The following is a 22431-nucleotide window of genomic DNA, read 5'->3' as shown; positions in this document are numbered from 1 at the left end:
ATCACTTCACCTTCGCAAAAAGAAAACAGTCCCGTCCATCCGGGGTATAAGCGACCATGAGGCCTTCGCATTTAAAACCCAGGCGTTCAGCCCAAGCGATTCCAGCTGTGTGCTGGCTATCCACCGTCATTTCCAGCCGACGCCAAGGCGCAGATTCGACAACGCGGGAAACCACCCGATGAATGGTTTTGAACTGGCTGAGTGCGGCATCAGAGAGCAACGCCCAGGCCATGCCGCGCTGAGGGTGCATTTCAACAATCCCAGCGCAGGCTATAGCGGTGCCGTCATCGTCCAGTGCAGCCCAGCCCACGCCATTCGCTGATACCAAGGCTTGGGCGTGTTCGGGTGTCACCGTTGGAATGGCATAGGCCTGAGCCTGTTGCAACTGGACAGCCAGCAGGTGATCGGAGGTAAGGGCTACGATCTTCATCGGTCATCACTCGTAGAAACGACCGGCATCAGAGCCAGCAACGTGACCGGCAAGGGCTGCTCATTCGTGTACCAAATCTTGGCCGAGCGCTCGTAGCCACCACGCCATGGGATTGGCTCACTGTCACCGGAGTAAAGAGGCGGTGGGTTGTTCATGCGCTGGCTGGGTCTACGAAAGTTCAATGTCTCAAGATTGTCAGGAGACGGGCCGAGGTTGCCGCCCAGGCTGCGGTGCATGCGAACAATGACATTGGTTAAGCGTTTGGTCTTTCCCTGCGCTGTGCCGTTTGTAGCGCCTGCCTCAACCCCCATGGTCGCCATCGCGCAGGGAGCTGGAAGCCCAACATGGACAACCTCACCGGCGTACTGAAGCTCTATGGCACCATTGGTAACGACACGATCAGGCGAAGCCGCGCCGTCCACCAGCGCCTGCACTGTTTGCCCTTCAAGGTGATCAAGACCTGAAATGACTGTCACCTCAGGGCCGCGATACGTCAGCCCACAATCGACATAAAAGGCTTCGCTAGGGTTCTCAGTGCTTCCCAGTGGATTGCGCAGGAGTTCCACATACCTGACGGTCTGGCCGTTGATCTCGCGCCGTACAATCAGCCACAGATCGCTGCCTTCACCATTGGGGGCGGGCATAGTCTCAATCGACTCCACCCAGCCATTGATCATTGGATGTGGGTGCCAGGCATATACGTCACTGCGGCCAGGCTCTTGGTCATATGTGCAGCCAACAAGCACGCCATCGGCTCGGGCCACCCAAATAATTGAATCAGGCTCCTGCTGGTAGGTCAGATCAATTGCACCAGCACGCAGTACATGCTCAGCCAGTTTTGTTGTGTCGTTCGATGCGTAGTTGTTGGTGTCGTAATTAAAGACATAATCACGCAGCTTCTGACCAGACGCCTGGACAAACAGCACGCGGCCGCCCACTTCGACCGGAACGATGGCACGCGAGCCGTAAGCGGTACGGCGCTCAGCTCGCACGTTCACCGGGCCCACGGCTTGGTTGGGTTGAATCGGCCCAATCAGCCACTCGTCGCCGTCGGTACCGATAATGAGCTCGTCCGACTCCGCTACCCACACTGCTCGGTTAATTTGGCGAGCATTCAACGTCTGAACGATTGCCGAATCGGTTTCGACTTCCCCACCGATTTTGGATGCAAAGTTTTCAAAGTCACCTGTGACTGACATGGCAACCTTCCGACCGCGTACCAGCACCAGGCGCTGCCGCCAGAAGGCTCCGTGCTCAGGCCAGCCATCATCTTGGTTGTAGAGGCTCTTGGCCCACTTATATGTCGCGCCCCCAGCAGGGACTGTTACGACATGCTCAACCTTGGCAATCGAGCCTGGCTCATAGGAGAGCGCAGGCTGGGTTAGAGTCAGCACCACCCGAAATGTCGTCGGTGTTGCTTGGTGCACTTCATACGTGCCGTCAATCGTAGACATGACCGGGGGCGGGCCTGGATTTGCCAGAACGACGGTCCCAAGTAAGCGCACCGTGTCACCGTTTGACAGGAAGTGAGGACCGTCTGTCGTGAACTCGGCGTAACGCATTGGTAAGCTCGAAACGATCTGACCAGACGCAATGCGTACCTCACGGGTAATTATCTCGGAGACAGGCACAAGGTCATTGGGTAGCCGCCGAATGACCTCAGCAGTTGCCTGCGTGCTGCTTTGCACAGAGGTAATCCGAACCTCGCCTGAACTGTCGTGTAGGTACTCCCACTCCACACCAATAGGGCCGCGCTGGTCGTCAGGCACATCAATGCCGTCCCCGTCCCAGGCCTTGCCTTCGGTATGAATCGGAGTGTTATTCCCCGTGACTGGCTCGTTTCCTTCGCCAACAGCGGTGCATTGGTACACACGCATATCGACTCGGCGTAGCTCACCAATGTTCACACGCTGGTATACCGCCCATGGCCTGACTGCGGAGAAGTCCATGGATTCAAGGTAGAAGATATTGCCCACCATGGACTGCGTGAAGATACCCCAAGAAGAGGTCAGCGTTACTGTTCCAGTCGTTCCGCTGGCCAAGACAGTAGAAGTTTTCTCAGTATTTAAGTCTTGGTATGGCCCGCCTTGAAAGTCCACGTCCTGCAACTGAAACTGTTCAGACGTAGTGCGCAGCAATTTACGCGGCCGGTGTCGAGGGTGAAACAGGTACATCGTGTCAGCAGATTGCACAGCACGTAGAGTAAATAGGCCATTCCCATCTGTCAGGTCCTCGGCAGAGTACGGCGTGGCCACCTCCACCGGAACGCCACCAGGCGCAAGCAGACCCCGTCCTGTATAGAAACGGATGTAATACGGGCCAATTTCCAGCATGTAGGAGACACGCTCTGATACTTGGAACCGCAGCAGCCAAGCCCGACCAGCCTTCACTGGATTAATAAACTGGGTTCCGCCACGGCGCACAAGCGGACCCTGTACGAGTGGCAGGAAGTTCTGCAAAACGCTGCAGCTGTTGAAGTACTTGGCCAAGTCGGTGCGGCCGGCCATCAACGGGGACATTTCGCCCCCATCGAAAGTTTGCAGGATCGGGGTTTCTTTTGCCATCAGTTCCGCGCCTCCAGCCACGTATCATCAGACATGGACAAGGCAGGCCGCTCGATAGCATTGGCACGACGCGCAACGCTCAAAGCCTGCTCATACTCAGACCATGCTGCTTGCTTTTTTGTGTTTGACTGTGTCAGTGTCTCGCACGACTCAGCGGCCAACCGGCATGCCAATACTTCAACGAACAAGGCATCAAAAAGAGTTGGGTCTTCAATACGCTTCACGTAGCGCAGACGGAGTGGACCTGGGTCATCAACCAGCAGCCTGCCACCCTCAATGCTGTACCAGCCATCGAGAGTTGGATTGCGCTGCGCGGGCCGACTTCCGACCTGTATCAGCCGAAGACAATCAGCGGGAAGCTGAAATTGGCTACTGTAGCCAAATGCTGGGGCCTCAGATAATCGAGGCAATACAGCGCGAGCCTTAGAGAAATGCCATAGGCTGGCACGCAGCTCAGCATCGCGGACAGTGTCAAACATGCTATCCAGTGTGTTGGAGGCCTGAGAGTCATCATCCAGCGCAATAATGCGCGCTGCACCGAGTTTGGTGAGCGCGCGGTTTGCGATGGCTACTTTGGAAACAGCCATGGCGTTACTCCATTATTGCGAGCTTGTGCTGGTGCCTGGCTCTGTCGTGTCGGACTTCTGGCGAAAGCCACCGCCACGAGGGTTTCCCTGGGTGGCCGCCCCCTTGGCGCTAGCTTGCTCTGTCGTGTCGGTGACATCCTTCACAAACCATTTAGACTTGGTGCCGTCTGGAACCTCAAAGGTGTCGCCGACATTTTTGTAATCAGAGCCATAGAACCCTGGCTTAATTGCACGCACTTTCATGACATTCCCCTTAAACCTGGGCTGGGTAGGATTCCCAGGATTGAGGTTCTTGAGAGGTCAGCCATGCTGATGCTGTGATAGCGGCATCGTAGTTCAAGCGCAAGTAACGCTTGTTCGAGTACGGGAAGCCGATCACAAAGCGGGCGCCAGCAGGTGTGTTGGCGGGAATCAGCACGGATGCAATTGCTACGGCACCAGCAAAACCGGCAGCATCTGCTGTTTGAACGGTCACAGTCACGTCAGCCGCAACAACCGCATCGGTCTGCACGACAACGTACATAGGCTGACCGGGGCCAATGTGTCGGGGGGAGCTGCCGACGTCAATGACGTTTGTGGACGGGCCAGCGGCAGCCACAACTTGTTTGACGGACAGTTCCAGGCGGGAATCGATATACATATTGGTCTCCAGGGAGGGGCGCAAGGCCCCTTAAAGAATTAAGAAACGGCAGCTTCCGTGTTCAAGATCGCGTCGGTGCGACGCACAGGGATGTCGTCAAACATCATCACGCGCTTGCCAGCCACGCTTTCCCAGGTCAGGTTGTTGGCGATCTTGTTAAGGATGCCCAGGCGCAGTTTTTCGCGGATGGTGCGATTGATGTACCAAGCCGCACGGCCTTGGCCAAAGTTGGGGATACGCTCGGAGGCCTGAATCATCAATTCGATCAAAGCCATGGTCGCGTCTTTAGCAGTGGATGGATCATTGAGCGCCGAGACGTCAATGTTTGCGATACGAGCGCCATAGCGCCAATCGCGGACAGTAGCGCCCAGATCCCATTTGTAGTGAGAGCGATAGGCTTCCATGCGACCGCCTTGGCCATCCACGTTCTCGACGGTAACTTGGCCTTTGTCTTCCATCGACAGGCCTGCTTTCGAACCCTTTGGATAGATACCGTGGATGGTGTTCGGTCCCCAGACAACCAACCAGATAGATGTGTTGTCGTTGCCTGCACCGCCACCAGTAATAATGTTTTCGCCGCTGGGGGCGCTGAGATCGTTGTAACGAGCGGCCAGGCCGGTGAACTTCGCTGGGTCCGTGCCTTCATTACCGTAAATCAAGGTACGAGCCATTTCCTGATTCATGCCCTCGATGTGGGCGGAATCCTCAGAGAGACGGAACGAAGCGGTATTGCCGTTCAGATCTGCCAGAGCTTTATCAACTTCGGCATAAGCTTCCAGCATGCCGCAGTTGTCGGTCACTTGGGCGGTAGTGCTGCGGGTAGGCTGGACGCCACCGTACAGCTTGCGCCAGGTCGGCTGAGGCAAGCCCGTACGCACAGTGGTGCGGTGACCAGTAGGCAGGTTCCCCTCGATGGCGGTCATGTCTTCGAGGATGCCGTTGTTCTGGCTCAGCAGTTCGACAATCTTGGCGATCTGGCCGTTAGGGTCCAGGCGCTTGGCCACATCGGCCATTGTCGGATTTTGGATAGAAAGGGTAGCCATATGTGCTCCTTAGAGTTGGCCGTTTAACAAATGCCTTGCGGCGGGTTGTGGGCCATGGCCCTATTTCTTGATCATGCTGGGATAGAAAACTTCTTCGATGGACTTGTCCGCTCCACCTTGGCCAGAGCCAGCCGTAGTGGGAGCCAACGTCCCTTCGCCCAAGTGTTTGCCGATTCGGGAGAACAAGCGCAGCGTTTCGGCATCGCCCAGGGCGCTGGAGATTTTCTCGATGGCGTCGGCCTCCACTCCGAATGTGCGAACAGCGCGGCGGCCCAGCTCGGCATTGGCGTCAAACTGTTGGCCCCACTCTTTACGCAGCGTGGCAAGGTCAGCCTCGCCCTGTTGCTCACGAGCCAGGTCAGCGGCTTGCTGTTGGGCTGCGGCGTACTCGTTCCATCTGGTGGCCAGGGCCTGGGCCTGTTCGGCTGGTACACCGGCTTCGTGCATCCACTTGGCCGCCTCGGTTGCAAAGGCAGCGTCCTGGCCTTCGGGTACGGGCAACTGATAGGCTTCGGGCGATTCGGGAACAGCCGTTTTGCCTTCCAGGTCCTGCAGCGCCTTGGCGGCCTCGCCTGCATCCTTGAAGCCTTTGCCGGAGATAAAGGCTTTCAGACCTTCGTCCTGGATGCTGTCGTGCCATGCGGGCGGTGCAGCGCCTTCCTGGTCTGCTGGCGGTGTAACGTCTGTTGGGGGCGGCGTCTGTTCACCACCGGAACCACCCTCGGCACCACCTTCACCTGCCTGTTGACGCAGCAAACGGGCGAAAAGCCCACGTTTATTCAGTACGCTCATTCTCACGCTCCATGATTTGATTGATCTGCTCGTCGGTCATGTGTAAGACCTTGGCAATGTGAAAGAAGGCTTCCCGGCGCCCCTCGACCAACATCGTGGCGTGGGTGTCTACCGTCCCGGTAACCCGAGATGTCGCGACAGATGAAGACCCAACCCGGCAAAACTTGGCCAGATCGGCCAGAACTGTCTCACCGTCTCGGCCAGAAAACGTGCGGCGGTACGCATTCCGTAGTCCAAACAACATGCGAACTCGGCGCGCAATGCGTTCGCTAAGGCTCATATCTGTGCGCTCCCTGCAATTTGTTGAGCTTGTGCAATGTCTTTGGCCGCGCCAGCAGCGACGGGGGCAGCCTCAAGGATCTGGGCGGCTTGTTCCTGTTGAGCTGCTGCTTCATCGGCTGCCTGCACATCCTCTTCGTCCACCATGTATTTCTCAGGGACGCTGAACACACGTCCAAGCCCACGGACAATTTCCGGGGAGTTCATGACGCGTGCTGCGTTCGGGTCGGCTTGAATGAATGGGGAGGCGGCTTCGGCCCAGCGCAATACGTTTGCACCCTCTTCGGCACGCATTGCTTGATTAAGCGGGCTGTCATACTCGATCTCGATTTCCCCACCAATTTCCTCCAGCTCCGGGGGCATAGGAGGCAGAGCACCGGCATTTGAAAGAATGTCGATCTCGCGGGTGATCTGTGGCCCCAACTGCTCAGACTGGACACGGCCCATCGTAGGGCCGAGCAAGATCCCTTTTTCTTGGGCGCGTTGCAGCACCTCTGTGGCGGTCATCTGGTGGTTATCGACCAGGATCTGGAACAGGCTCACATAGAACGCCAGATTGATGGCCTCTCGCTTCTGGTCGGCATAGTTGATGCCCATGGGCACGTTCTTGCCCAAATCGAGAGGCTTGATAAGCTGCTCACCGCGCTCGTTCAGGTAACCAAAGTTCAACGCGCCAGAGCGTAGATCAAACGACTCAAGAGCGCCGTCATCAGCAAGGATTAGCGGTGGATCAACGGCCTTCTGTGCGCCTTTGATATTGGTCTTCTCAATGCGATTAAGCATGAGCACGTCAGGCAACGCTTCCATCGCAGGAGAATAGCCATATGCTGAGTCGTCAGCAGCATAGAAGCGGCCAATAGCAAGCGGAAACACGCGGTAGCCGCTGTGCTCCACGATCTCGCTTCCAGCATCCAACGCAATCCAGACGGATTGGATCGGCATGTTCCTGCTGCCAACAAGGCCAGATTCACGGTCGCGCCGTGGGCGAATGGCATGCAAGAACTCGAACTTGCGCTCCATGTCATTGCGGTCAATGGCATTCCGGATGGCCAATGGCAGATCTTTTGCCCCCCAGCGCTGAGCGGCCTGCCGAGCCGTCAACGTCCAGGCGATATGAGCCTTATCAACGACGCCATAGGCATCCTCGGAGAACCAGAGCCTGTTCAGGCGCAGATTGCGGTACCGGATGCCCTGACCTAGTACGTCGTCAATCATCAGGCCACCGGCACCGAACGAGCCATGGCTGATGTAGGACTCGCCGGATTGGGACGCGAAGTTCGCCCGCCACTGGTAGCGCTGAGCAAACAGAATATTGGTGACCTGTTCCAGATACTGGCGCACGGCAGGGGACTCGCGCAGGCTCTCATCAGAGACCGTGAGCTTGTGCCAGCGCTGCGTACGTGGCGTGATCATCGAATCCATGGCAGCCGCAAAGTGGCGCAACGCCAGCATGGGCGTGGAGTCGTAGATTTCTTGGGTGCGCTTCTCGCCAGGATTGATATTGCTGTCCTGCTTGAACTTGCGATAGCGTGGCAGAACGGTGGATATCACCTCGTCCCATTGAGACTCAAACGACCGACGCGCCTGTTTCATGGCTTCGTGATCGGCCAGGATCTCGCGCACCAGATCGACGTCGGTGTTCTGCATTACGAACCCAGCAGAGTCTTGGTCGCCACAGAGCCGGGCGTGGCGGTAGCGTCACCGGCCAGGACCGTACTTGCAGTCCCACGACGACGGCGCAGGCGTTCAGCCTCGGCAGAGCCTGCGGCAGCCGCGTCAGTTGTGCTTGGCGGCGCTGCTGGGGCAGGAGGGTCTGGAATTTTTGGTGTGCTGGGTTTGCTGAAGAAGCTGGACATAACGACATCCGTTAGGGAAGATGCCATTAGTTTCAAACTACGCACGCGGACTTTTGTCCGAATTTTTAGGATTGCTAAATGAGCGACTTAAGCTTGTGGCTACAGGCCCATGAAATCAGGCGTAAACACACTTATTACCTTCTATCTGTTACCGGCCTCTGTATTGGCTATGCCATAGCAAAGCCACTAGGCTTCCACCATTGGGGCTATGCGGTTCTATACAGCCTAGCCCTCGCATGCTGGGCATGGGGTATCCGCAGCGGTTGTGTTTATCTGCAGCAAACTGCAGACCTATATTTTTCCGAATTTCACGCACAATCTGCCACCGAGAGCGAGCGCAAGCATTTAACTCAATACTCAAACGCTAAGGCACAGAAATCATTAAAAAGCTATCAACAGCAACTCTCTTGTCTTTGGTTAGGCACCTTTGCGTTTGGCACCGCTTATATTTTGGCGCTCATTTCCAAGAGTCTTGGCCTAACTTAATGGTTAATCCATCCGAGCAAACGTTGACCGCCCCGCTCTGCGTCTTGCTGTAGATACGGGAAACGCAAAAGACAGGCAGAGCGCATCGGCCCGGTTTGGACTGGGCAATCCGCGCTTTTTCATGTCTTTCTTCGATTCGATCTGAATTTTTCCATCCAGTCTGGCTACGGTTTCTGGTCCGGTAATTTCATCCACCAGGACCTGGTCATCTGGAATGGCACCACCTTCTTTCAGCCAATCGCGCATCGATTTCCACATTTCGGCACGCTTGTTGAGGCAGCCAGGGTCATTGGATTCACCAGAGAACCAAACCAGCCGCCAACTACGGCCAAGCGTTTTGCCTGCTGACACAATCCCGGTTCCGTACCCAGCATCAACAAAAACTGCATCAGCCTTGTGCTCATCCTCCAGTCGCGCGAGCAACTGCGCAACTTCAATATCGTTGTCGTTCTTGGGTAGAGCCGCCAGAACATCGAATTTCAAGCCTTGGCGCTTGCCGATCGCAATGTCGTCATCCCCCTCCCAAGCGGGGTCGCAAGTCAGGATCACTGGAGCAAACTTGTATTGGCTTTCGTCCAAATGGCGACCTTGCGCCGCCTCCGCATCCGCGGAGCTGATGAATTGCTTAAGCGACATTGATGGGAAAATGCCACGAATACGGACTTTCACGATGTCGCTATCTTCTCCGTAGGTGTCCACCATTTCCTGCAAATAGGATTTATTTGTGCCTTCTACCGTGCGGCTGTCGATCTGGAACGTCTTCCACAGCTTACGGTGCTTGCGGAAACACTCACGGAAGCGCCCACTGTTACGCGTAGGGTTCCCGAAAGCTATCCATATAATTTCTGTCTCGTCGTCAGTCAGTGCGCCCTCGGCCACCTCCCATACCTTGTCAGCAATAGCGGACGCTTCATCAAAAATTAGGATGATTCGTTTGCCTTCGTTATGCAAGCCAGCGAATGCCTCGGTATTGTTCTCGCTCCATGGGATTGCGTCGGCCCGCCAAGACTTCTCTGCTTCGGGGTCCGCACTGGAAACTGCCGTTGCTGTGGTTTTAAACAGGTCGCTGGTTTCTGCCAGGCGCTGCCACTTGGAAATCTCCGGCCAAGTCTTCGTCCGTAGCTGTGTTTCGGTGTTGGCAGTCACAACCACACGCGTATCTACGCAAGTATCCAGCGCCCACTTGAGGATCATGCTGATACCAGCCGATTTACCGATACCGTGACCTGACGCGACGGCAATCCGCAGCGGCGTAAACCGGGTCTCAGGGTTGCTCAGATGCTCGCCAATCGCGTCGAGCACTTGGCCTTGCCACTCTCTGGGTCCAGCATGTCGCGCAAGTTCTGTACCGTCCTCACCCCACGGGTACACCTGCTCAACATACTCCCGAGGTTTATGAGCAAAACTCAGCAGGTAGTCCAGGTCGTCGTCTGTGATCTCGCTCATGCCTCAGTCTTCCTGCGACGGCGCATGCGATCGGCCATGCCCTTGATGCTTCCGGAATGCTCAACGCGATCCTTGAATGCCTGGACGCCAACGTGGCGACCTATCAACTCAAGGTTTCTGATCTTGTCCGGCCATTTGATCTTCTTCACAACAGCGATACGCGCCTCTTCATCGCCCTGGGCAATCTCCATCACATCCAAGCCGCTAATCATCTGCCGCCAGATCTTAGGCCAATCAGCAATGGGCTTGACTGAACCGTCGTCAGCAAGGATGTCCAAGGCGTCCATCTGGTCTATCTCACCTAGGCGGGTCAGCACATAAGCAGCGTCAATCTTCACCTCTTGGGAGCGCTCTTCCAGCAGCTTTCTTACATATTGCTGAACACTAACGTTTGCTAACAGCCGAGCCGCTTGCTCATTGGCAGTGCGCTGGCTGTATCCTGCCCGAGTCGCTGCCTGCGTCCCGTTCAGATCCTTTATGTACTCTTCGGCGAAGCGCACTTGTTTCGGTGGCAGTTTCATTCTTCAAATCCTGGCAATGTCAGCGTCCCGCTGCACTGGTTAATCTGTCCTTGAGGTTTCTTTTTCGATAGCATCTGAATCAGAGCAGGGACGGTGATGCCATATGCTTGGGCCACGGCTGGCAGGTGCTCTGTAGGCATATGTGACACCTCCCTCTGACGCTTCCTTGTTGGGGCTGTTGAGCGCGGCAACGCCGCTGGGCATCTTGGTGCACTTTGCCTATCCAGCCCTGTATGCTTCTCCCAGAGACCAAGAAGTAGCTCCCCCCTCCAATGCGATGGGGACGAACCACTCATGTACTTTCTGACCATCTTTTCGTCTATCGATCCAAGCTGACGCGCAATCTCGACCTGACCCACGCCAGCCCGGCGCAGATCAAAGATGATCTCTGACCAATCGAAGTCAACGAGAACTCCGCGCATCACCACAGATCAGACCTCCCTCACCGAAATGCCGTGGACCTGGAGCAGCAATTTCCGCTTGATGATGTAGGTATCAGTGCGAACGCCTTTTGCATCTTCAATCACGGTCTGTCCAGTGGCGGTGTCCGTATACCGGAAGTCGGCCACGTACTCACAGGCACGTTCAGCTTTCCCATCTGCACGGCGCTGCTTGGGGATCAGCTCGAAACGCGGCTGCAGTTCCAGGTCGGTGATCTGCCCTGCCCGCTCCAACAGTTGGAGTTGGCCGTATCGCTCCGCTTCACGCAGGCTGTCAAACTTGATGCCGTTCAGCACTACCTTGCGGTTTCCGTACTTGCGTTTCATGCGGCCTCCGACAATGCAGCACGGGCCATGGCAAGAACAGCTGGGGAGCGGCCTTTCTGGTTGTCCAGAATCTTCCGAGCCCAGCCCTTCTGATCCTTCCCCTTCTGATTGAACGCTTGATGCGCCAGCTCTCGTACTTTCTTCTGCCCCTCTGCACGCACTTCTTTGGAATCCACGGGCGATGGCAAGGCAAGGGCCGGGGCAGGAATGTCTGCCCATGCGCCCAAGGCAAGCTGACTGGCCAGCGCTTTGTTCCAGCGGTTTTCCAGCTGCTGATAGGCTTGGTTCATCATGTCGTACTGCCCGACAGCAATGGCAGCGTGAAAGATCGCCGGATGTGACCAGGTGCCTACTTCTCCCTTTGCCCGGGCCTGCATGCCACGCACCGCCTCAAAGAACGCCACATCAGCCTCCAGATGCGGCCGGCATGCACGCAAAAACTCAGGCAGGCTTGGCGGCCAGTCGAACATGCGGCGGCAGTTTTTGATGCCCAAGGCTACGTCCTGCGGAACAATGCCCTCTTCGTCAAACGCTTCAGCCCAGGCATCTTTCCAGTCTTGGATGGCCTGAATATCCTTGAAGTTAGAGCGGAACTTGTTCGGGTAAATGCCGTTCAAGCGGTTGTACAGGTGATCCATCAGGCTGATACCTTCCAGCTTGGCGTGGGCCATCAGCCATTGGTTTGGCGCTTCACACGTCGATAACATCGTCGTCTCCTGGGCGTTTTCGATTGCGGTTCACGTAGGCCAGCGGGTCGAATCCGCCGCTGCTATGCCCGGCCTGCACTGAGTCCTTCACAGGAAAAATTCCAGTCCAGCCGCGTTCAATGCTCTGCTCGATGGCAGACGCTGGGTCGTGGCCATCAGCGTGCAGCTTCTCCAGGGTCCGCAGAGAAAGGCGTTTGGCAGCATCCGTCCATGCCTTACCGGATTTCTGCTTTCGGAACTCATCCCACATCGACCACGCATCAGCATCCAGCCAACCGGGCACCTCCACGCTTATCTTCTTTTGCGGTTCCTTACGGTTCCTTGATGGTTCCTTTACGGTTCTGGGTGCAGCTGCTGCGGGGGTGGGTGCAAATGCTGCGGGGGTTCTGTCGTTATTTGCGGGGGTTTCGTCTTTATTTGCGCCCCGCATTTCCTGCGGGGGCGCAAATGCTGCGGGGGTAACGGTGTACACAGTGGACCGGCCTTGGCGCTGTTGGGCTTGCAATGCCCCAGCGTCAATCAGCCACTTGATGGCGTTCTGTACAGAGCGCTCAGATAAGCAGGTGCGCGCAGCAATACTCTCAACAGATGGCCAGCACACGCCCTGGTCGTTCGCGTTGTCTGCCAGGGATATAAGCACGGCCTTCTGCGCAGGCGTCATCCCCTGCAATGGCCAGCACTCGGACATGATGATCGTGCTCATGCCGTCTCTCCATCTCGAATAGGCGCCCAGCGGGCATAGGCGGAATCCCAAAGCGCGAACTTCTCTGCTTTGGGTGCGCCAGATTGATCAATGAAACGGTGGCAGGCCATACAGCCCGGCACAGTGAATTTGTCGTTTGCTTTGATGCCCATACCCTTGCCATGCTTGGCCTGGTTGGAGTGGCAAGGAACTACCGAGTCGATGCCGCTTGCGCCCATACAAACGCCTGGAACAAGCAGATAACAGGGCTGACCACGGCACAGGTCCAGGTAGGATTTGTCATGCCACACCCGCTTCTTGGGTGCGGACCTCTTCCAGGCGCTGCGTGCCATGGGCTTTGCCGGGGCTTTGAATGTGCTGTTCCAGGCTCTCATCGTCGTGCTACCCCAAAACCGACAACCGCCAGGAACGCGCCCACGGCCATTCCTATCAGGCCATCGTCACTGGCCAGTTGTGCGATGCACACATAAAAAATGATCAGCCACATTTGCCAGTACTTCATGACCCGCTTCCCAAGGACGTAAGCGACCAGCGAACGCCCTTTTCAGTACCGAACGACAGGGCCAGCTCAATCAGCTCGGACATCTGGCGCACGGTCATCTTGCTTGTGCGCTGGCCCAACATCACGATCCCGCCCCTGATGCCCTGAGACATGCGCGTCTCTTGGTTCAAACTGGCCGATAGAACATCCTTCCATTCTTCGGCTTCTAGCTTGGTGGCCACCCCGTTGACCATCCAATCAACCTGCTTGGACAGATCGGCCAGGATCGACCACATCATTGCGTTCTGGTCCAGTGAGCGTGTGCGGGGACGAATCTCTACGCGGTAGCCCTCCGGGGCGCTCGCAATAGCATGTGCCGCATTACGGCGCACCAACGGGCTGATCAAGTTGAAGACCTGTTTATCCACGGCTACCTCCCGCATTCACCCAGGCCCTGGCGCACACAGTGGCAATTCGCACCGATACGCGCTCCATAAGCCAGAAAATCTATATAGGACGGAGTTGTCACAACCATGCCCAAAAGCTCAATGGCTTGGTCTATCTTGTCGATGGTCAGACCCATCTGGCCCGACAAGAATCGGCTCACCTGACTTTCATCCCAGCCCAAACGATCTTTAACCGCCGCCTTAATACGCGGATCAGTAAGTGCCTGGCGGAAGGCGCGGTCCATGCTCGGACGTTGTGGGCGGTTGTCCACCCGTGCTGCTGTGGTGGCATTCATTGGGAGTCAGTCCTATTCAAAAAGAGTTGAATGCTATTGAAAGTGGCTTCGATCAAACTGGTGAAACTGAACAAGGAGTTGTGATGACCGAAACCGAGAAAATCTTGACCCAGGCTGAAGACATCGCCCGGCGTACCTTTGAAGAACCTACGCAGCAAACCGTCATGCAACTGTTTGCGCGTCTGTGTGATGAGCAGGACAACCGAGCGTTCGAAGCGCTGGAAGAAGCATGTTCATTGCACTGAAGCGGTATCCCTCTCTTTCTTGGCAAGCTCTGGCCAAATTTGCGAAGCATCTACCGGCCTCAAAAGAAACCGGGAGACACCACTGGCTGCTTCAAGAGCAGCGCAAAATCGCGCAGGAACCTGACCAGAGGCAATCCACTGCTGGACCGTCTGATAACTTTTGGCGCCCGTAACCCTGGCAGCCTCTGTAAGCCCGCCAACCTGAGAAACAGCAATAGAGATGTTTGGGTTCTTTTCCATGCATCCGATTCTATGCTAGAAAATCTAGTGATGCAAGAAATTCTAGCATTGCTGCAAGGTTTTCTAGTGGATACATTTCTGCTATGACTACGATTCACGACCGCATCAAACAAGCAAGACTGGACAAAGGCCTTTCAATGGAAGGGCTGGCCGAGCTAGTCGGCCTACGCTCATGGCAATCTATTCAGCAATGGGAAAATGGAGCTACTGCACCCCAACGAAAACGCCTGGAGCGAGTTGCCTCAGCCTTAGGAGTAACCGTTGATTTTCTTATGAATGGAACCCTAGAGAGCGCAACTAAGGCAGCAACAAACGGCGGTCACGTGCCAGTCAGATTGGTAGACGCAAAAGCCTCCGCCGGAAAAGGAAAGCTGATTTTCTATGCCGACGACAATAGAGAGTTGATGTTCCAAAGGAGCTGGCTTTCCAAGAATGGAGCCAAGCCCGAGGATGTGCTGGCGTTTCCTGTGGAGGGGGATTCCATGGTGGATGCTCATATACCCGATGGTTCTGTTGTTCTTGTCAATACCAAACTCACAGAGCCAACCCCAAAACGCATTTACGTCTTATCAATTGATAATGAGTTGATGCTAAAAGAACTAGCTCAAGTTTCTGGGAAATGGGTCGCTAGATCACGAAACAATAGCAAAGCGAATGAGCTTATTGACATAGACATAGGTATTGATGACAGGATTATTGGCAGAGCATTCTGGTGCGGGTTCAAAATCTAAATTCCAAAATACCAACGATAAATAATGTATAGGCCTGACTGGCCTATAATCGCAGCCGTCAACACTAATCAGTAATAGCGCATGCGAGGATAGCTGCGCTTCTGACTCACGCTTTCACGTGCCTTATTAGAAGAAGGGATCAAAATGAGTTTCCAAGAGGGGAGCAGCAGGCTATCAAAGATCATTTCGCTTGTTGGGTGGATCGCCCTGATTCTAAGTGTCGTTTTGTACTTTGCTAGCGGTGCTCGAGAATTTTGGTTCATAGTTGGAACTGGCGCGTTGGTTTTCTCCGTTTTTCAAGCCGTTGTTTGGGTTTTTGATGGTTTTATTGGGAAAGGGTCCGGAAGTGGAAACTTGTTTTGGCCGTTAAAACGCAAGGCTATACCAAGAAATCACCATGCCGTAATACCCAGCAAGCCTAAGAAAGATATTAGTGGAGTGGGTGGGTGGCTGATGTTTTTTGTAGTTTCTCTTATGGCTCTCAGCCCAGCTCGGGCAATTTTGGAAACGGCAGCAAACCTAAAAAATGCCGAAAGACTCTATCCGGCGATTATCAGTGTCCCTGAGTGGGTCAACTATAAGATGTCAATATGGTTTGCCGTATTGGCAGTTGCGGCCTTAATGGTATGGGCTGGCTGGAATCTACTGAAAGTGCATATGCCGAGCTCAGTTCGGAATGCGATCGTAGTGATTTGGACCAGCTCTCTCTTATTGCAAGGAGCAGATGCTTATCTGTCATGGTTGTTTTTTGATGTCAGCCTCGGCGAGTTCCTTGCCCCCGACCTGATTGGCCCCCTTCTTGGCTCGTTTGCCTATGCGTTTATTTGGACCTGGTACCTAAAAGTATCTACCAGGGTCACCAATACATACTTTAGGAGCGGAGAAGCTGCGAATAGAACTTCTACCCAAGAAAGAAGAGAACCTACTATCTAGCTTGACCTCCACTAACACCGCCTTCGGGCGGTTTTTTTTCGCCTGAAATTCGTGCCAAAGAAGAGTTCCAATCAATTTACTAGTTTTTCTTGCATGCTAGTTTTTCTAGTGATATAGTTCATCCAACGCTTCACCAAGCCACACCAAAACAAGTGGCAGCGGTCCAAGGGTTGGATAGTCGTAACTGGGCGACTGAAAACAATGCCAGGTCTGTGTGCGAGATGCTACGGGTACGTACCACCAATCACAGAATGAACAAACCGCCTGCTAACGCGGGCGTTTTGGTAAGCATCAATGGTGGTGCTTACTGAAGCGAGGAAATATGGATAACCAACACAAGCACATCAAGGGCTACCGCGATTTGTCGGAGTCCGAGATTGCTGCAATGAACGAAGGCAAGGAACTGGCTCAGAAAGTCGGTGCCTGGATGGACAAGCTGCAGGCCGATGGCTCTTTGGATCAGCGTGCTGTGGCCCTGGGCAAAACCAACCTGCAGCAGGGTTTCATGTGGGCCATCCGCGGCATCGCCCAGCCAACCACCTTTTAACCTCTCGGCCCCTTGGCGGGCCTTATCCGAGGCGGGTTTCATTGAGAGTCGCGCCGGATAAATAGGAGTTAGACATGGAACAACAGGACAAACCAATGCGCTGGCCCGCAGATTTTCCGGGCAAGCATGACAAACAAGAGATTGAGAGTTGCGAGACGTGCAATGGGGCTGGCGATGTTCACGACTTTACAGGCGAGTGGCGCGGTATTTGTCACTGCCAAGCGGGTAACGACATTCGCGCAGAAATGGAGAAGAAAGCATGAGCAAGGCAACGATGCCGGAGCCGTTCGGATGGCTTTCAGACGCTTTGATGAACGGTGGACTAGTGTTCAGTAAGACTGATCCGCACACAAACAGCACATTCATCACTAATTCAACGTGCGCCGTATACCGTGACTACCAAATGACACGCTACGCGGACGCCGTGCGGCGTGAAACATTGGAGGCAGTACAACGAATTTTGACGGGCATGTACACGGAGGCCGTGAAGTCTCGGGTTCCAGAGGAAGAGGACGAAGATGGCCATAACCAAGGCTGCCTTGAACGCGCTCTGGCCCTGACTGATGCATCGCTCCAAGTGCGATCCCTAATCGAATCAACGCCTGCATGACTCGTGGCAAGTAGTAGCGAGGTCCAGGCAGCCCTTCTTATGAGGGGCATCATCAAGGCGGCGGCGTGGACGAACACGCAGTACCACTGGACGGCAGACCCGCTGCTGAAAGGTGCAAGGCAGACTCAGGGTGAACTGCCCATGCCGGTATCAAGCCCGGCCCGCCTTGATGATGGTGAATGTCCGCTACAGAGCGGGGAGCCTACTGCCAGAGCCTGAGATCGGCGCAGGCCACCATCAACCTAATTGCACGTTTGGGCAGGCAGCAAACCCTGACCCTTGATGCGACTCGCTGGCAGACGAGTGATAAAGACGTTGCCCGTATTACCCGCGATGCCGAGGAGCTAGGGGGCTGCGTGTCTGCGTAAACGACACGATGTAGGAATTTGGGAATCCTGCATGAGACCTCAGAGGACGGCTGACCCAACAGCGCCGGAAGGACGTAACCGGCACCCTCCAGCCGCAGCACTCCCACTCTCTTAACCAATTCTAAATCAACCCCGCCCACGCCATGGGCGGCGGGAGTGCTGCGACTAGAGGGCATAGAACTCCAGAACCTGCCAATACCGAGTTGCGCGCGCAAGTCGTGACGGTGGGGGATGCAAGCTAACCCTCTCCCCTTTTTCAATGGCGCCGGACGCGGCGCAATCCCCCCGGAGCTAACCATGAACGCTATCGCAGAGCGCGAAGTACGCGCTTACGAGCTGGCGGAGCGCCGCCGCGCCTATATCGCGGAGCAGATCCGCAACTGCCTGTACGGCAAAACGCTGTACGTAAACATGGCCTGGACCCTGCAATCGATTCCTCAAAAGGTAAGCCGCATAGGGCTGATTGAGGAAATGGAGAATGCGCTTCTGGCGTCCAGTTCGGCAGGCTTCGACTACTCCGCCAAGCTGCTTGCTGCGCTTGATGATGAAAGCCTGCGCCCTACCCTGCGCACCGAACGCGAACGAATCATCGGCGACTGGGCAGACACTACGCATAACTGCATGACCCAGCAAGAACTGGAGGCGCTGCCGTGCTGATCGAGTTTTTCATCTTTGCGGTGTTCTTTTGCTGCGCCGCTTTCTTTATCGCACTCGGGATTGAGGGCGTTCTTAGCATCTGGAGGCAGCCGTGACAGACCAAAACCCCGGCTTCCCCCGCACTCGCCGCCGCAACCCTTTCGACGGACAGGGATGCTACGCACCAAATAGCAGCACCCCGCCCTGGGGCTGGTTCCCTACCTTCGCAATCGCAATTCCTGTAGTCATCGCATTAGGCGGCCTGTTTGCATTCGGACCTGCCCTGCTGACTTACTTAGTTGGAGCATGACATGACCGAATCCACAGAACTGATTGAGCTGCCATCGGAAGACACGGCACTGGCAACATTCACCACACCTGGCGGCTTGGATCACTATGTCGAACAGGTGCGCGAGAAGGTCAGCGGCACGGTGTACGACATGAAGATCCGCAAGGACCGTGAAGCCTGCGCCGCTGACGCCTACAAGGTAACGCGTACAAAGACGGCTGTTGAAAAGATGGGCGCCGCACTGTCGGCGAAATACAAAGAAGTGCCGAAACAGATCGACGCACAGCGCCGGGACTGGAACGCCAAGATGGAATCGCTACGCGACGAGGTTCGCAAGCCGTTGACGGAATGGGAGGAAGCGGAAGATCGCCGCGTGGGGCAGCACAGGGCGAACCTGGCCAACATCGCGGACCGTGCAACGGATGTTGGCGGCATGGACGCTGACAGTCTCCGGCAACGCCTGGCTGCGGTTGAGTCTGTGGTCGTGGACGAGGCCTGGGAGGAATTCGAAGCGGAGGCACACCGCGTGAAGGCCAAAGCGCTGGAAATCCTGAACACAGCCCTGACTGACCGCCAGAAGTACGAAGCTGAGCAGGCAGAACTGGCTGAGCTACGACGCAAGCAGGCCGAGCAGGAGCAGAAAGACCGCGAGGCCGAGATTGCTCGCCAAGCCGCTGAAAAGGCCCGCGCCGACGCGGAAGCCAAGGCCCAGGCTGAGCGCGATGCAGCTGCCAAACGCGAGGCAGACGCGAAAGCCGCCCAGGCCAAGGCTGAGCAAGACGCCAAGGACGCAGCCGAACGTCAGCGCCGCGCAGAAGAACAGGCCGAAGCTGAACGGCTTGCATCAATTGCGCGGGCCGAACAAGCCGCCGAAGCCGCCCGCCAGGCAGAAATCAAGCGCCAGGCCGACGAAAAGGCAGCCGAAGAAGCCGAGCAGCGCCGCCGCGAAGAGGACAAAGCGCATAAGGCCAGTATCAACAACGCCGCCCTGGCTGCATTTATTGAAAACGGCTTGCCCGACGCATGCGCCAAGCAGGCCGTCATTCTGATCGCCAAGGGTCTGATCCCGGCTATCCGAATCCAATATTGAGGACACCATGAGCACAGAAATTATTGAGACGCCACAGGCCGCTGTCGCAGCACCCGCACCAGCCGGGTCACCAATGGCCATGGCAATCGCAGCCCTGCAATCGGGAATGAGCCCTGAGCAGATCGGACAAATGATGGACCTGCAGGATCGCTACAACGCCACCCAGGCCAAGAAGGCCTACGACGAGGCGTTCGCTGCATTCAAGGCCGAGTCAGTCACGATCATCAAGGGTAAGGCCCGTTCCGATGGCCCGCTTAAGAATCAAAAATACGCCGAGCTGCATGATGTTGTGAATGCAGTTACTCCCGCCCTCTCCAAGCACGGGCTTTCGTCCAGTTGGAAGCTGACCAAGGATGACAAAGACTGGATGGAGGTCACCTGCTACCTGCGGCACGTTGGAGGCCATCAAGAAAGTGTCAGCATGGGCGGGCCACCAGATACCGGCCCAGGCCGCAACGCCATTCAGTCACGCGCCAGCACCAAGACCTACTTGGAGCGATACACCTTGAAGGCCATTACCGGCCTGTCCGAGCAAGACGACGACACCGATGGTCGGGCGCCGGCTGACCCTGCTCTGAAAGATGAATGGATCAGCCAAGTGGCCCAGGCCGACACGCTCGAAAAGCTGGAAACCATCTGGCAACAAGGCGGCAACGTCATTTACGCAACCAACAACCTTGCTGATTACAACGCCTTCAAAAAGGCTGTATCGGACAAGAAGAAGATGCTCACGGAGGCTCGATAATGGAAGGCTTAATCATTCACACCGCAGAACAAGGTACACCGGAATGGCTCCAGGCCCGCAAAGGCGTCATCACCGGCAGCCGTTTCAAAGACTGCCGCGACCGCCTGAAAAGCGGTGCCCCATCCAAGAAATGCTTGGACTACGCTATGGATGTGGCCCGAGAGCGCGAAGGCGGCGAGCCTATGCAGGTCTTTGTGAATGGCGCTATGCGCCTGGGCACAGAGCAAGAGCCCTACGCCCGAGCTGTCTATGAGCGCAAGACCGGCCAGATCGTTGACGAGGCCGGCTTCATTACAACGCCTGACCGTCTGTTTGGGGTGAGCGTAGACGGTTTGGTAGGCGATGACGGGATCATTGAAATCAAGACCATGGTCAGCAGCGACACCCTGTTCACCGCCTTTGTGAACGGTGACATTGCCGCCTACGTAGACCAATGCAATGGCGCAATGTGGTTGCTCGGCCGCAAATGGGTGGATCTGGTCTTATGGGTTCATGACCTGGGCCGCATGAAGATCATCCGCATCGACCGCGACGACAATCAGATCGAATCGCTGGAGTCTGACCTGATGGAGTTCGAGCGGACAGTTACCAAGCACCAGCAAGCATTACAGGAAGCCCTGTTGGAGGCCGCTTAAATGGCATCGGTAAATAAAGTCATTCTGGTGGGCAATCTTGGCCGCGACCCAGAAGTACGCTACAGCGCAGAAGGCTCGGCCATCTGCAATATTTCCATTGCCACGACCTCGCAGTGGAAAGACCGTACCTCCGGCGAGCGCCGTGAGGAAACCGAATGGCACCGTGTGGTGTTTTACAACCGTCTGGCTGAAATCGCCGGCGAATACCTGCGCAAAGGCCGTCCCGTTTACGTAGAAGGTCGCCTGCGCACCCGCAAATGGATGGGCCAGGACGGTCAGGAGCGTCTCACAACCGAAATCATCGCTGAGGAAATGCAAATGCTGGGCGGCCGTGACGGGGAATCGCAGCAACCCAACTCACCGCCACAGGGCCAGCAGCGCAACAATTACGCGGAAGCCACCGGGCACGGGCAGCAGCAAAGGCAGTCTCCGACGCCCTCGCCCGGCAACCTGGCGGATATGGACGATGACATTCCATTCGCTCCCCTGCTCTCACGGAACGCTTATTGTGTTTGAGAGGGCCAGAACGGCCAGAGTACTGGCCCGCCTGGTCAATGCCAAGCAGTTGCAGTTGCAGAGCTTGAATAGCCTTGCATATTGGCGGACGCCTATGACTCAACTACGGGTAATCGCTCGTAGCTATTCATAATTTGAATTAGTTGGTTTAAACATCCTCTCAATTCGCTAACTTGTTGAACAATGTGCCTAGCTTGACGATCGTATGTTTCCTCTTTATTCACTCGTTGTTCGACTGTAGAGCCGTTTTTGGTTATCCAGTCTAATAACTCCCGTAATCGCCATATTTTTGCTCGAGCTGAAACCATAATTTCAACTGCTTCAGGGTTATCAAGATGCCCTAAATTCACTTGATCGAACATTTTCTCTATAGGGCCGAGATATTCAACCTCAAAGTAGCTCTCTCCGATCACGACCTTACGTAGCTTTTCTCCATCCCACCATCTGGACCTACCAACCCTGAAGATATGCCCATGCACGGATCGCAGAATACTTACAGCCAACTCAATAGCCGCCTTTTTTTCCATTTCTCGACGATGCCTCAATAGTGCAGTGCCTTGACGCCCAGCCCATCGTATTGCTACGACTGAAGCCACAGCTTGCACCCATGAAGCCACATCACTTGAACTGAGTTTGAAGTAGGTAAAGAGCAGCCAAGTGCCAGCGGAAACAAACACAAAAGAAACCAGGACGCACAGCAGGAACACATGGGCGTCACTCTGACAAAAAACTTTTTTAACGAATTTCCGCATCAGGCCCTCCATGCGCCTCCCCTTATCTATGAATTTCGCCATCATAGTCG

Annotated in this window: 33 protein-coding genes; 12 read left to right on the top strand and 21 right to left on the bottom strand. The window is 55.5% G+C overall.

Features of this window, described 5'->3' with window-relative positions; all coding sequences use genetic code 11:
* Position 1: 1 nt before the first annotated feature.
* From Q9R35_RS00895 to Q9R35_RS00850, 10 genes are read right to left on the bottom strand one after another with little or no spacing between them, the layout of a single operon-like run.
* Complete coding sequence (locus Q9R35_RS00895; RefSeq protein ID WP_311219221.1) at positions 2-430, bottom strand: GNAT family acetyltransferase; 429 nt, start codon at positions 428-430, stop codon at positions 2-4.
* Positions 427-2994, bottom strand: a complete 2568-nt coding sequence (locus Q9R35_RS00890) for a hypothetical protein (RefSeq protein ID WP_311219220.1) — start codon at positions 2992-2994, stop codon at positions 427-429. Before Q9R35_RS00890 ends, Q9R35_RS00895 begins: the two co-directional genes overlap by 4 nt.
* A complete protein-coding gene (locus Q9R35_RS00885) occupies positions 2994-3581 on the bottom strand; it encodes a hypothetical protein (protein ID WP_311219219.1) in 588 nt (195 codons plus the stop codon). The genes Q9R35_RS00890 and Q9R35_RS00885 overlap by 1 nt, the downstream gene beginning before the upstream one ends.
* A gap of 12 nt (positions 3582-3593) precedes the next feature.
* Complete coding sequence (locus Q9R35_RS00880) at positions 3594-3824, bottom strand: hypothetical protein (RefSeq protein WP_311219218.1); 231 nt, start codon at positions 3822-3824, stop codon at positions 3594-3596.
* Positions 3825-3834: 10 nt separating this feature from the next.
* Entirely contained in the window at positions 3835-4221 is a 387-nt protein-coding gene (locus Q9R35_RS00875) for a Bbp16 family capsid cement protein (RefSeq protein ID WP_311219217.1), read from the bottom strand.
* A 38-nt stretch (positions 4222-4259) separates the two neighbouring features.
* Complete coding sequence (locus Q9R35_RS00870) at positions 4260-5264, bottom strand: major capsid protein (protein WP_247965713.1); 1005 nt, start codon at positions 5262-5264, stop codon at positions 4260-4262.
* A 60-nt stretch (positions 5265-5324) separates the two neighbouring features.
* Complete coding sequence (locus tag Q9R35_RS00865) at positions 5325-6056, bottom strand: hypothetical protein (protein WP_311219216.1); 732 nt, start codon at positions 6054-6056, stop codon at positions 5325-5327.
* Positions 6040-6336: a hypothetical protein gene (locus Q9R35_RS00860; RefSeq protein ID WP_311219215.1), complete on the bottom strand. Its 297-nt coding sequence runs from the start codon at positions 6334-6336 to the stop codon at positions 6040-6042. Before Q9R35_RS00860 ends, Q9R35_RS00865 begins: the two co-directional genes overlap by 17 nt.
* Positions 6333-7982 (bottom strand): portal protein, encoded by a 1650-nt coding sequence (locus Q9R35_RS00855; protein ID WP_311219214.1) that lies wholly within the window; start codon positions 7980-7982, stop codon positions 6333-6335. Before Q9R35_RS00855 ends, Q9R35_RS00860 begins: the two co-directional genes overlap by 4 nt.
* Positions 7982-8191, bottom strand: coding sequence for a hypothetical protein (locus tag Q9R35_RS00850; RefSeq protein WP_311219213.1), 210 nt, complete (start codon positions 8189-8191; stop codon positions 7982-7984). The genes Q9R35_RS00855 and Q9R35_RS00850 overlap by 1 nt, the downstream gene beginning before the upstream one ends.
* Positions 8192-8269: 78 nt before the next feature.
* On the opposite strand from Q9R35_RS00850, the gene Q9R35_RS00845 reads away from it, so the two are divergent.
* Positions 8270-8677 (top strand): hypothetical protein, encoded by a 408-nt coding sequence (locus tag Q9R35_RS00845; protein ID WP_311219212.1) that lies wholly within the window; start codon positions 8270-8272, stop codon positions 8675-8677.
* 3 nt (positions 8678-8680) lie between these two features.
* On the opposite strand, the gene Q9R35_RS00840 is transcribed toward Q9R35_RS00845, so the two are convergent.
* The 9 genes from Q9R35_RS00840 to Q9R35_RS00800 all read right to left on the bottom strand — a co-directional run bounded on the left by Q9R35_RS00840 (position 8681) and on the right by Q9R35_RS00800 (position 14044).
* Positions 8681-10123, bottom strand: a complete 1443-nt coding sequence (locus Q9R35_RS00840) for a terminase (RefSeq protein ID WP_311219211.1) — start codon at positions 10121-10123, stop codon at positions 8681-8683.
* A complete protein-coding gene (locus Q9R35_RS00835; protein ID WP_311219210.1) occupies positions 10120-10644 on the bottom strand; it encodes a terminase small subunit in 525 nt (174 codons plus the stop codon). The genes Q9R35_RS00840 and Q9R35_RS00835 overlap by 4 nt, the downstream gene beginning before the upstream one ends.
* A gap of 431 nt (positions 10645-11075) precedes the next feature.
* Entirely contained in the window at positions 11076-11411 is a 336-nt protein-coding gene (locus Q9R35_RS00830) for a DUF1064 domain-containing protein (protein WP_311219209.1), read from the bottom strand.
* Positions 11408-12118, bottom strand: coding sequence for a replication protein P (locus Q9R35_RS00825; RefSeq protein WP_311219208.1), 711 nt, complete (start codon positions 12116-12118; stop codon positions 11408-11410). The genes Q9R35_RS00830 and Q9R35_RS00825 overlap by 4 nt, the downstream gene beginning before the upstream one ends.
* Positions 12102-12821: a helix-turn-helix domain-containing protein gene (locus Q9R35_RS00820; RefSeq protein ID WP_311219207.1), complete on the bottom strand. Its 720-nt coding sequence runs from the start codon at positions 12819-12821 to the stop codon at positions 12102-12104. The genes Q9R35_RS00825 and Q9R35_RS00820 overlap by 17 nt, the downstream gene beginning before the upstream one ends.
* Positions 12818-13153 carry a nuclease domain-containing protein gene (locus tag Q9R35_RS00815; protein WP_311219206.1) on the bottom strand — a complete coding sequence of 112 codons (336 nt, stop codon included), beginning with the start codon at positions 13151-13153 and terminating at the stop codon, positions 12818-12820. The genes Q9R35_RS00820 and Q9R35_RS00815 overlap by 4 nt, the downstream gene beginning before the upstream one ends.
* 38 nt (positions 13154-13191) lie before the next feature.
* The gene (locus Q9R35_RS00810; RefSeq protein ID WP_311219205.1) at positions 13192-13323 is read right to left on the bottom strand and encodes a hypothetical protein; all 132 of its coding nucleotides are present in this window, start codon (positions 13321-13323) and stop codon (positions 13192-13194) included.
* Positions 13320-13730 carry a recombination protein NinB gene (locus Q9R35_RS00805; protein ID WP_311219204.1) on the bottom strand — a complete coding sequence of 137 codons (411 nt, stop codon included), beginning with the start codon at positions 13728-13730 and terminating at the stop codon, positions 13320-13322. Before Q9R35_RS00805 ends, Q9R35_RS00810 begins: the two co-directional genes overlap by 4 nt.
* A gap of 2 nt (positions 13731-13732) precedes the next feature.
* Positions 13733-14044, bottom strand: a complete 312-nt coding sequence (locus Q9R35_RS00800) for a DNA-binding protein (protein ID WP_311219203.1) — start codon at positions 14042-14044, stop codon at positions 13733-13735.
* Between the two features lie 83 nt (positions 14045-14127).
* On the opposite strand from Q9R35_RS00800, the gene Q9R35_RS00795 reads away from it, so the two are divergent.
* A complete protein-coding gene (locus Q9R35_RS00795) occupies positions 14128-14289 on the top strand; it encodes a hypothetical protein (protein ID WP_311219202.1) in 162 nt (53 codons plus the stop codon).
* Here Q9R35_RS00795 and Q9R35_RS18670 read toward each other — a convergent pair.
* Entirely contained in the window at positions 14278-14529 is a 252-nt protein-coding gene (locus tag Q9R35_RS18670) for a YdaS family helix-turn-helix protein (RefSeq protein WP_404977932.1), read from the bottom strand. The two genes, Q9R35_RS00795 and Q9R35_RS18670, sit on opposite strands and share 12 nt — an antisense overlap.
* 83 nt (positions 14530-14612) lie before the next feature.
* Between Q9R35_RS18670 and Q9R35_RS00790 the strand changes: the two genes are divergently transcribed.
* The 10 genes from Q9R35_RS00790 (at position 14613) to ssb (ending at position 21629) form a co-directional block, all read left to right on the top strand.
* Entirely contained in the window at positions 14613-15260 is a 648-nt protein-coding gene (locus tag Q9R35_RS00790) for an XRE family transcriptional regulator (protein ID WP_311219201.1), read from the top strand.
* A 144-nt stretch (positions 15261-15404) separates the two neighbouring features.
* Positions 15405-16193, top strand: a complete 789-nt coding sequence (locus tag Q9R35_RS00785; RefSeq protein WP_311219200.1) for a DUF2569 family protein — start codon at positions 15405-15407, stop codon at positions 16191-16193.
* Positions 16194-16515: 322 nt separating this feature from the next.
* On the top strand, positions 16516-16740 hold the full coding sequence (locus Q9R35_RS00780) for a hypothetical protein (RefSeq protein WP_311219199.1): 225 nt from the start codon (positions 16516-16518) through the stop codon (positions 16738-16740).
* Positions 16741-16814: 74 nt separating this feature from the next.
* Complete coding sequence (locus tag Q9R35_RS00775) at positions 16815-17003, top strand: hypothetical protein (protein ID WP_311219198.1); 189 nt, start codon at positions 16815-16817, stop codon at positions 17001-17003.
* A 526-nt stretch (positions 17004-17529) separates the two neighbouring features.
* The gene (locus Q9R35_RS00770) at positions 17530-17718 is read left to right on the top strand and encodes a hypothetical protein (protein WP_311219197.1); all 189 of its coding nucleotides are present in this window, start codon (positions 17530-17532) and stop codon (positions 17716-17718) included.
* 297 nt (positions 17719-18015) lie between these two features.
* On the top strand, positions 18016-18375 hold the full coding sequence (locus Q9R35_RS00765; RefSeq protein ID WP_311219196.1) for a hypothetical protein: 360 nt from the start codon (positions 18016-18018) through the stop codon (positions 18373-18375).
* 290 nt (positions 18376-18665) lie between these two features.
* On the top strand, positions 18666-19733 hold the full coding sequence (locus Q9R35_RS00760) for a hypothetical protein (RefSeq protein ID WP_311219195.1): 1068 nt from the start codon (positions 18666-18668) through the stop codon (positions 19731-19733).
* Positions 19734-19740: 7 nt separating this feature from the next.
* Positions 19741-20478: an ERF family protein gene (locus Q9R35_RS00755; RefSeq protein ID WP_311219194.1), complete on the top strand. Its 738-nt coding sequence runs from the start codon at positions 19741-19743 to the stop codon at positions 20476-20478.
* On the top strand, positions 20478-21113 hold the full coding sequence (locus Q9R35_RS00750) for a YqaJ viral recombinase family protein (protein WP_311219193.1): 636 nt from the start codon (positions 20478-20480) through the stop codon (positions 21111-21113). Before Q9R35_RS00755 ends, Q9R35_RS00750 begins: the two co-directional genes overlap by 1 nt.
* Entirely contained in the window at positions 21114-21629 is a 516-nt protein-coding gene (ssb, locus tag Q9R35_RS00745; protein WP_311219192.1) for a single-stranded DNA-binding protein, read from the top strand.
* Positions 21630-21721: 92 nt separating this feature from the next.
* Here ssb and Q9R35_RS00740 read toward each other — a convergent pair whose 3' ends face one another.
* The gene (locus Q9R35_RS00740; protein ID WP_311219191.1) at positions 21722-22426 is read right to left on the bottom strand and encodes a hypothetical protein; all 705 of its coding nucleotides are present in this window, start codon (positions 22424-22426) and stop codon (positions 21722-21724) included.
* Positions 22427-22431: the final 5 nt, after the last annotated feature.

The organism is Alcaligenes sp. AB3, from assembly GCF_031844565.1.
Lineage (GTDB): Bacteria > Pseudomonadota > Gammaproteobacteria > Burkholderiales > Burkholderiaceae_B > Alcaligenes > Alcaligenes faecalis.
This window is presented reverse-complemented; position numbering and strand designations above follow the sequence as displayed.

Excerpts from the sequence above, each read along its gene's own strand:
- Q9R35_RS00850 (WP_311219213.1), bottom strand. The coding sequence starts at position 8,191 with ATGTCCAGCTTCTTCAGCAAACCCAGCACACCAAAAATTCCAGACCCT.
- Q9R35_RS00770 (WP_311219197.1), top strand. The coding sequence starts at position 17,530 with ATGTCCGCTACAGAGCGGGGAGCCTACTGCCAGAGCCTGAGATCGGCG.
- Q9R35_RS00760 (WP_311219195.1), top strand. The coding sequence starts at position 18,666 with ATGACCGAATCCACAGAACTGATTGAGCTGCCATCGGAAGACACGGCA.
- Q9R35_RS00765 (WP_311219196.1), top strand. The coding sequence starts at position 18,016 with ATGAACGCTATCGCAGAGCGCGAAGTACGCGCTTACGAGCTGGCGGAG.
- Q9R35_RS00810 (WP_311219205.1), bottom strand. The coding sequence starts at position 13,323 with ATGAAGTACTGGCAAATGTGGCTGATCATTTTTTATGTGTGCATCGCA.
- Q9R35_RS00860 (WP_311219215.1), bottom strand. The coding sequence starts at position 6,336 with ATGAGCCTTAGCGAACGCATTGCGCGCCGAGTTCGCATGTTGTTTGGA.
- Q9R35_RS00880 (WP_311219218.1), bottom strand. The coding sequence starts at position 3,824 with ATGAAAGTGCGTGCAATTAAGCCAGGGTTCTATGGCTCTGATTACAAA.
- Q9R35_RS00840 (WP_311219211.1), bottom strand. The coding sequence starts at position 10,123 with ATGAGCGAGATCACAGACGACGACCTGGACTACCTGCTGAGTTTTGCT.
- Q9R35_RS00780 (WP_311219199.1), top strand. The coding sequence starts at position 16,516 with ATGGATAACCAACACAAGCACATCAAGGGCTACCGCGATTTGTCGGAG.
- Q9R35_RS00750 (WP_311219193.1), top strand. The coding sequence starts at position 20,478 with ATGGAAGGCTTAATCATTCACACCGCAGAACAAGGTACACCGGAATGG.
- Q9R35_RS00785 (WP_311219200.1), top strand. The coding sequence starts at position 15,405 with ATGAGTTTCCAAGAGGGGAGCAGCAGGCTATCAAAGATCATTTCGCTT.
- Q9R35_RS00835 (WP_311219210.1), bottom strand. The coding sequence starts at position 10,644 with ATGAAACTGCCACCGAAACAAGTGCGCTTCGCCGAAGAGTACATAAAG.
- Q9R35_RS00885 (WP_311219219.1), bottom strand. The coding sequence starts at position 3,581 with ATGGCTGTTTCCAAAGTAGCCATCGCAAACCGCGCGCTCACCAAACTC.
- Q9R35_RS00845 (WP_311219212.1), top strand. The coding sequence starts at position 8,270 with ATGAGCGACTTAAGCTTGTGGCTACAGGCCCATGAAATCAGGCGTAAA.
- ssb (WP_311219192.1), top strand. The coding sequence starts at position 21,114 with ATGGCATCGGTAAATAAAGTCATTCTGGTGGGCAATCTTGGCCGCGAC.
- Q9R35_RS00815 (WP_311219206.1), bottom strand. The coding sequence starts at position 13,153 with ATGGCACGCAGCGCCTGGAAGAGGTCCGCACCCAAGAAGCGGGTGTGG.
- Q9R35_RS00775 (WP_311219198.1), top strand. The coding sequence starts at position 16,815 with ATGGAACAACAGGACAAACCAATGCGCTGGCCCGCAGATTTTCCGGGC.
- Q9R35_RS00790 (WP_311219201.1), top strand. The coding sequence starts at position 14,613 with ATGACTACGATTCACGACCGCATCAAACAAGCAAGACTGGACAAAGGC.
- Q9R35_RS00830 (WP_311219209.1), bottom strand. The coding sequence starts at position 11,411 with ATGAAACGCAAGTACGGAAACCGCAAGGTAGTGCTGAACGGCATCAAG.
- Q9R35_RS00800 (WP_311219203.1), bottom strand. The coding sequence starts at position 14,044 with ATGAATGCCACCACAGCAGCACGGGTGGACAACCGCCCACAACGTCCG.
- Q9R35_RS18670 (WP_404977932.1), bottom strand. The coding sequence starts at position 14,529 with ATGGAAAAGAACCCAAACATCTCTATTGCTGTTTCTCAGGTTGGCGGG.
- Q9R35_RS00875 (WP_311219217.1), bottom strand. The coding sequence starts at position 4,221 with ATGTATATCGATTCCCGCCTGGAACTGTCCGTCAAACAAGTTGTGGCT.
- Q9R35_RS00795 (WP_311219202.1), top strand. The coding sequence starts at position 14,128 with ATGACCGAAACCGAGAAAATCTTGACCCAGGCTGAAGACATCGCCCGG.
- Q9R35_RS00855 (WP_311219214.1), bottom strand. The coding sequence starts at position 7,982 with ATGCAGAACACCGACGTCGATCTGGTGCGCGAGATCCTGGCCGATCAC.
- Q9R35_RS00740 (WP_311219191.1), bottom strand. The coding sequence starts at position 22,426 with ATGATGGCGAAATTCATAGATAAGGGGAGGCGCATGGAGGGCCTGATG.
- Q9R35_RS00825 (WP_311219208.1), bottom strand. The coding sequence starts at position 12,118 with ATGTTATCGACGTGTGAAGCGCCAAACCAATGGCTGATGGCCCACGCC.
- Q9R35_RS00865 (WP_311219216.1), bottom strand. The coding sequence starts at position 6,056 with ATGAGCGTACTGAATAAACGTGGGCTTTTCGCCCGTTTGCTGCGTCAA.
- Q9R35_RS00755 (WP_311219194.1), top strand. The coding sequence starts at position 19,741 with ATGAGCACAGAAATTATTGAGACGCCACAGGCCGCTGTCGCAGCACCC.
- Q9R35_RS00820 (WP_311219207.1), bottom strand. The coding sequence starts at position 12,821 with ATGAGCACGATCATCATGTCCGAGTGCTGGCCATTGCAGGGGATGACG.
- Q9R35_RS00895 (WP_311219221.1), bottom strand. The coding sequence starts at position 430 with ATGAAGATCGTAGCCCTTACCTCCGATCACCTGCTGGCTGTCCAGTTG.
- Q9R35_RS00890 (WP_311219220.1), bottom strand. The coding sequence starts at position 2,994 with ATGGCAAAAGAAACCCCGATCCTGCAAACTTTCGATGGGGGCGAAATG.
- Q9R35_RS00870 (WP_247965713.1), bottom strand. The coding sequence starts at position 5,264 with ATGGCTACCCTTTCTATCCAAAATCCGACAATGGCCGATGTGGCCAAG.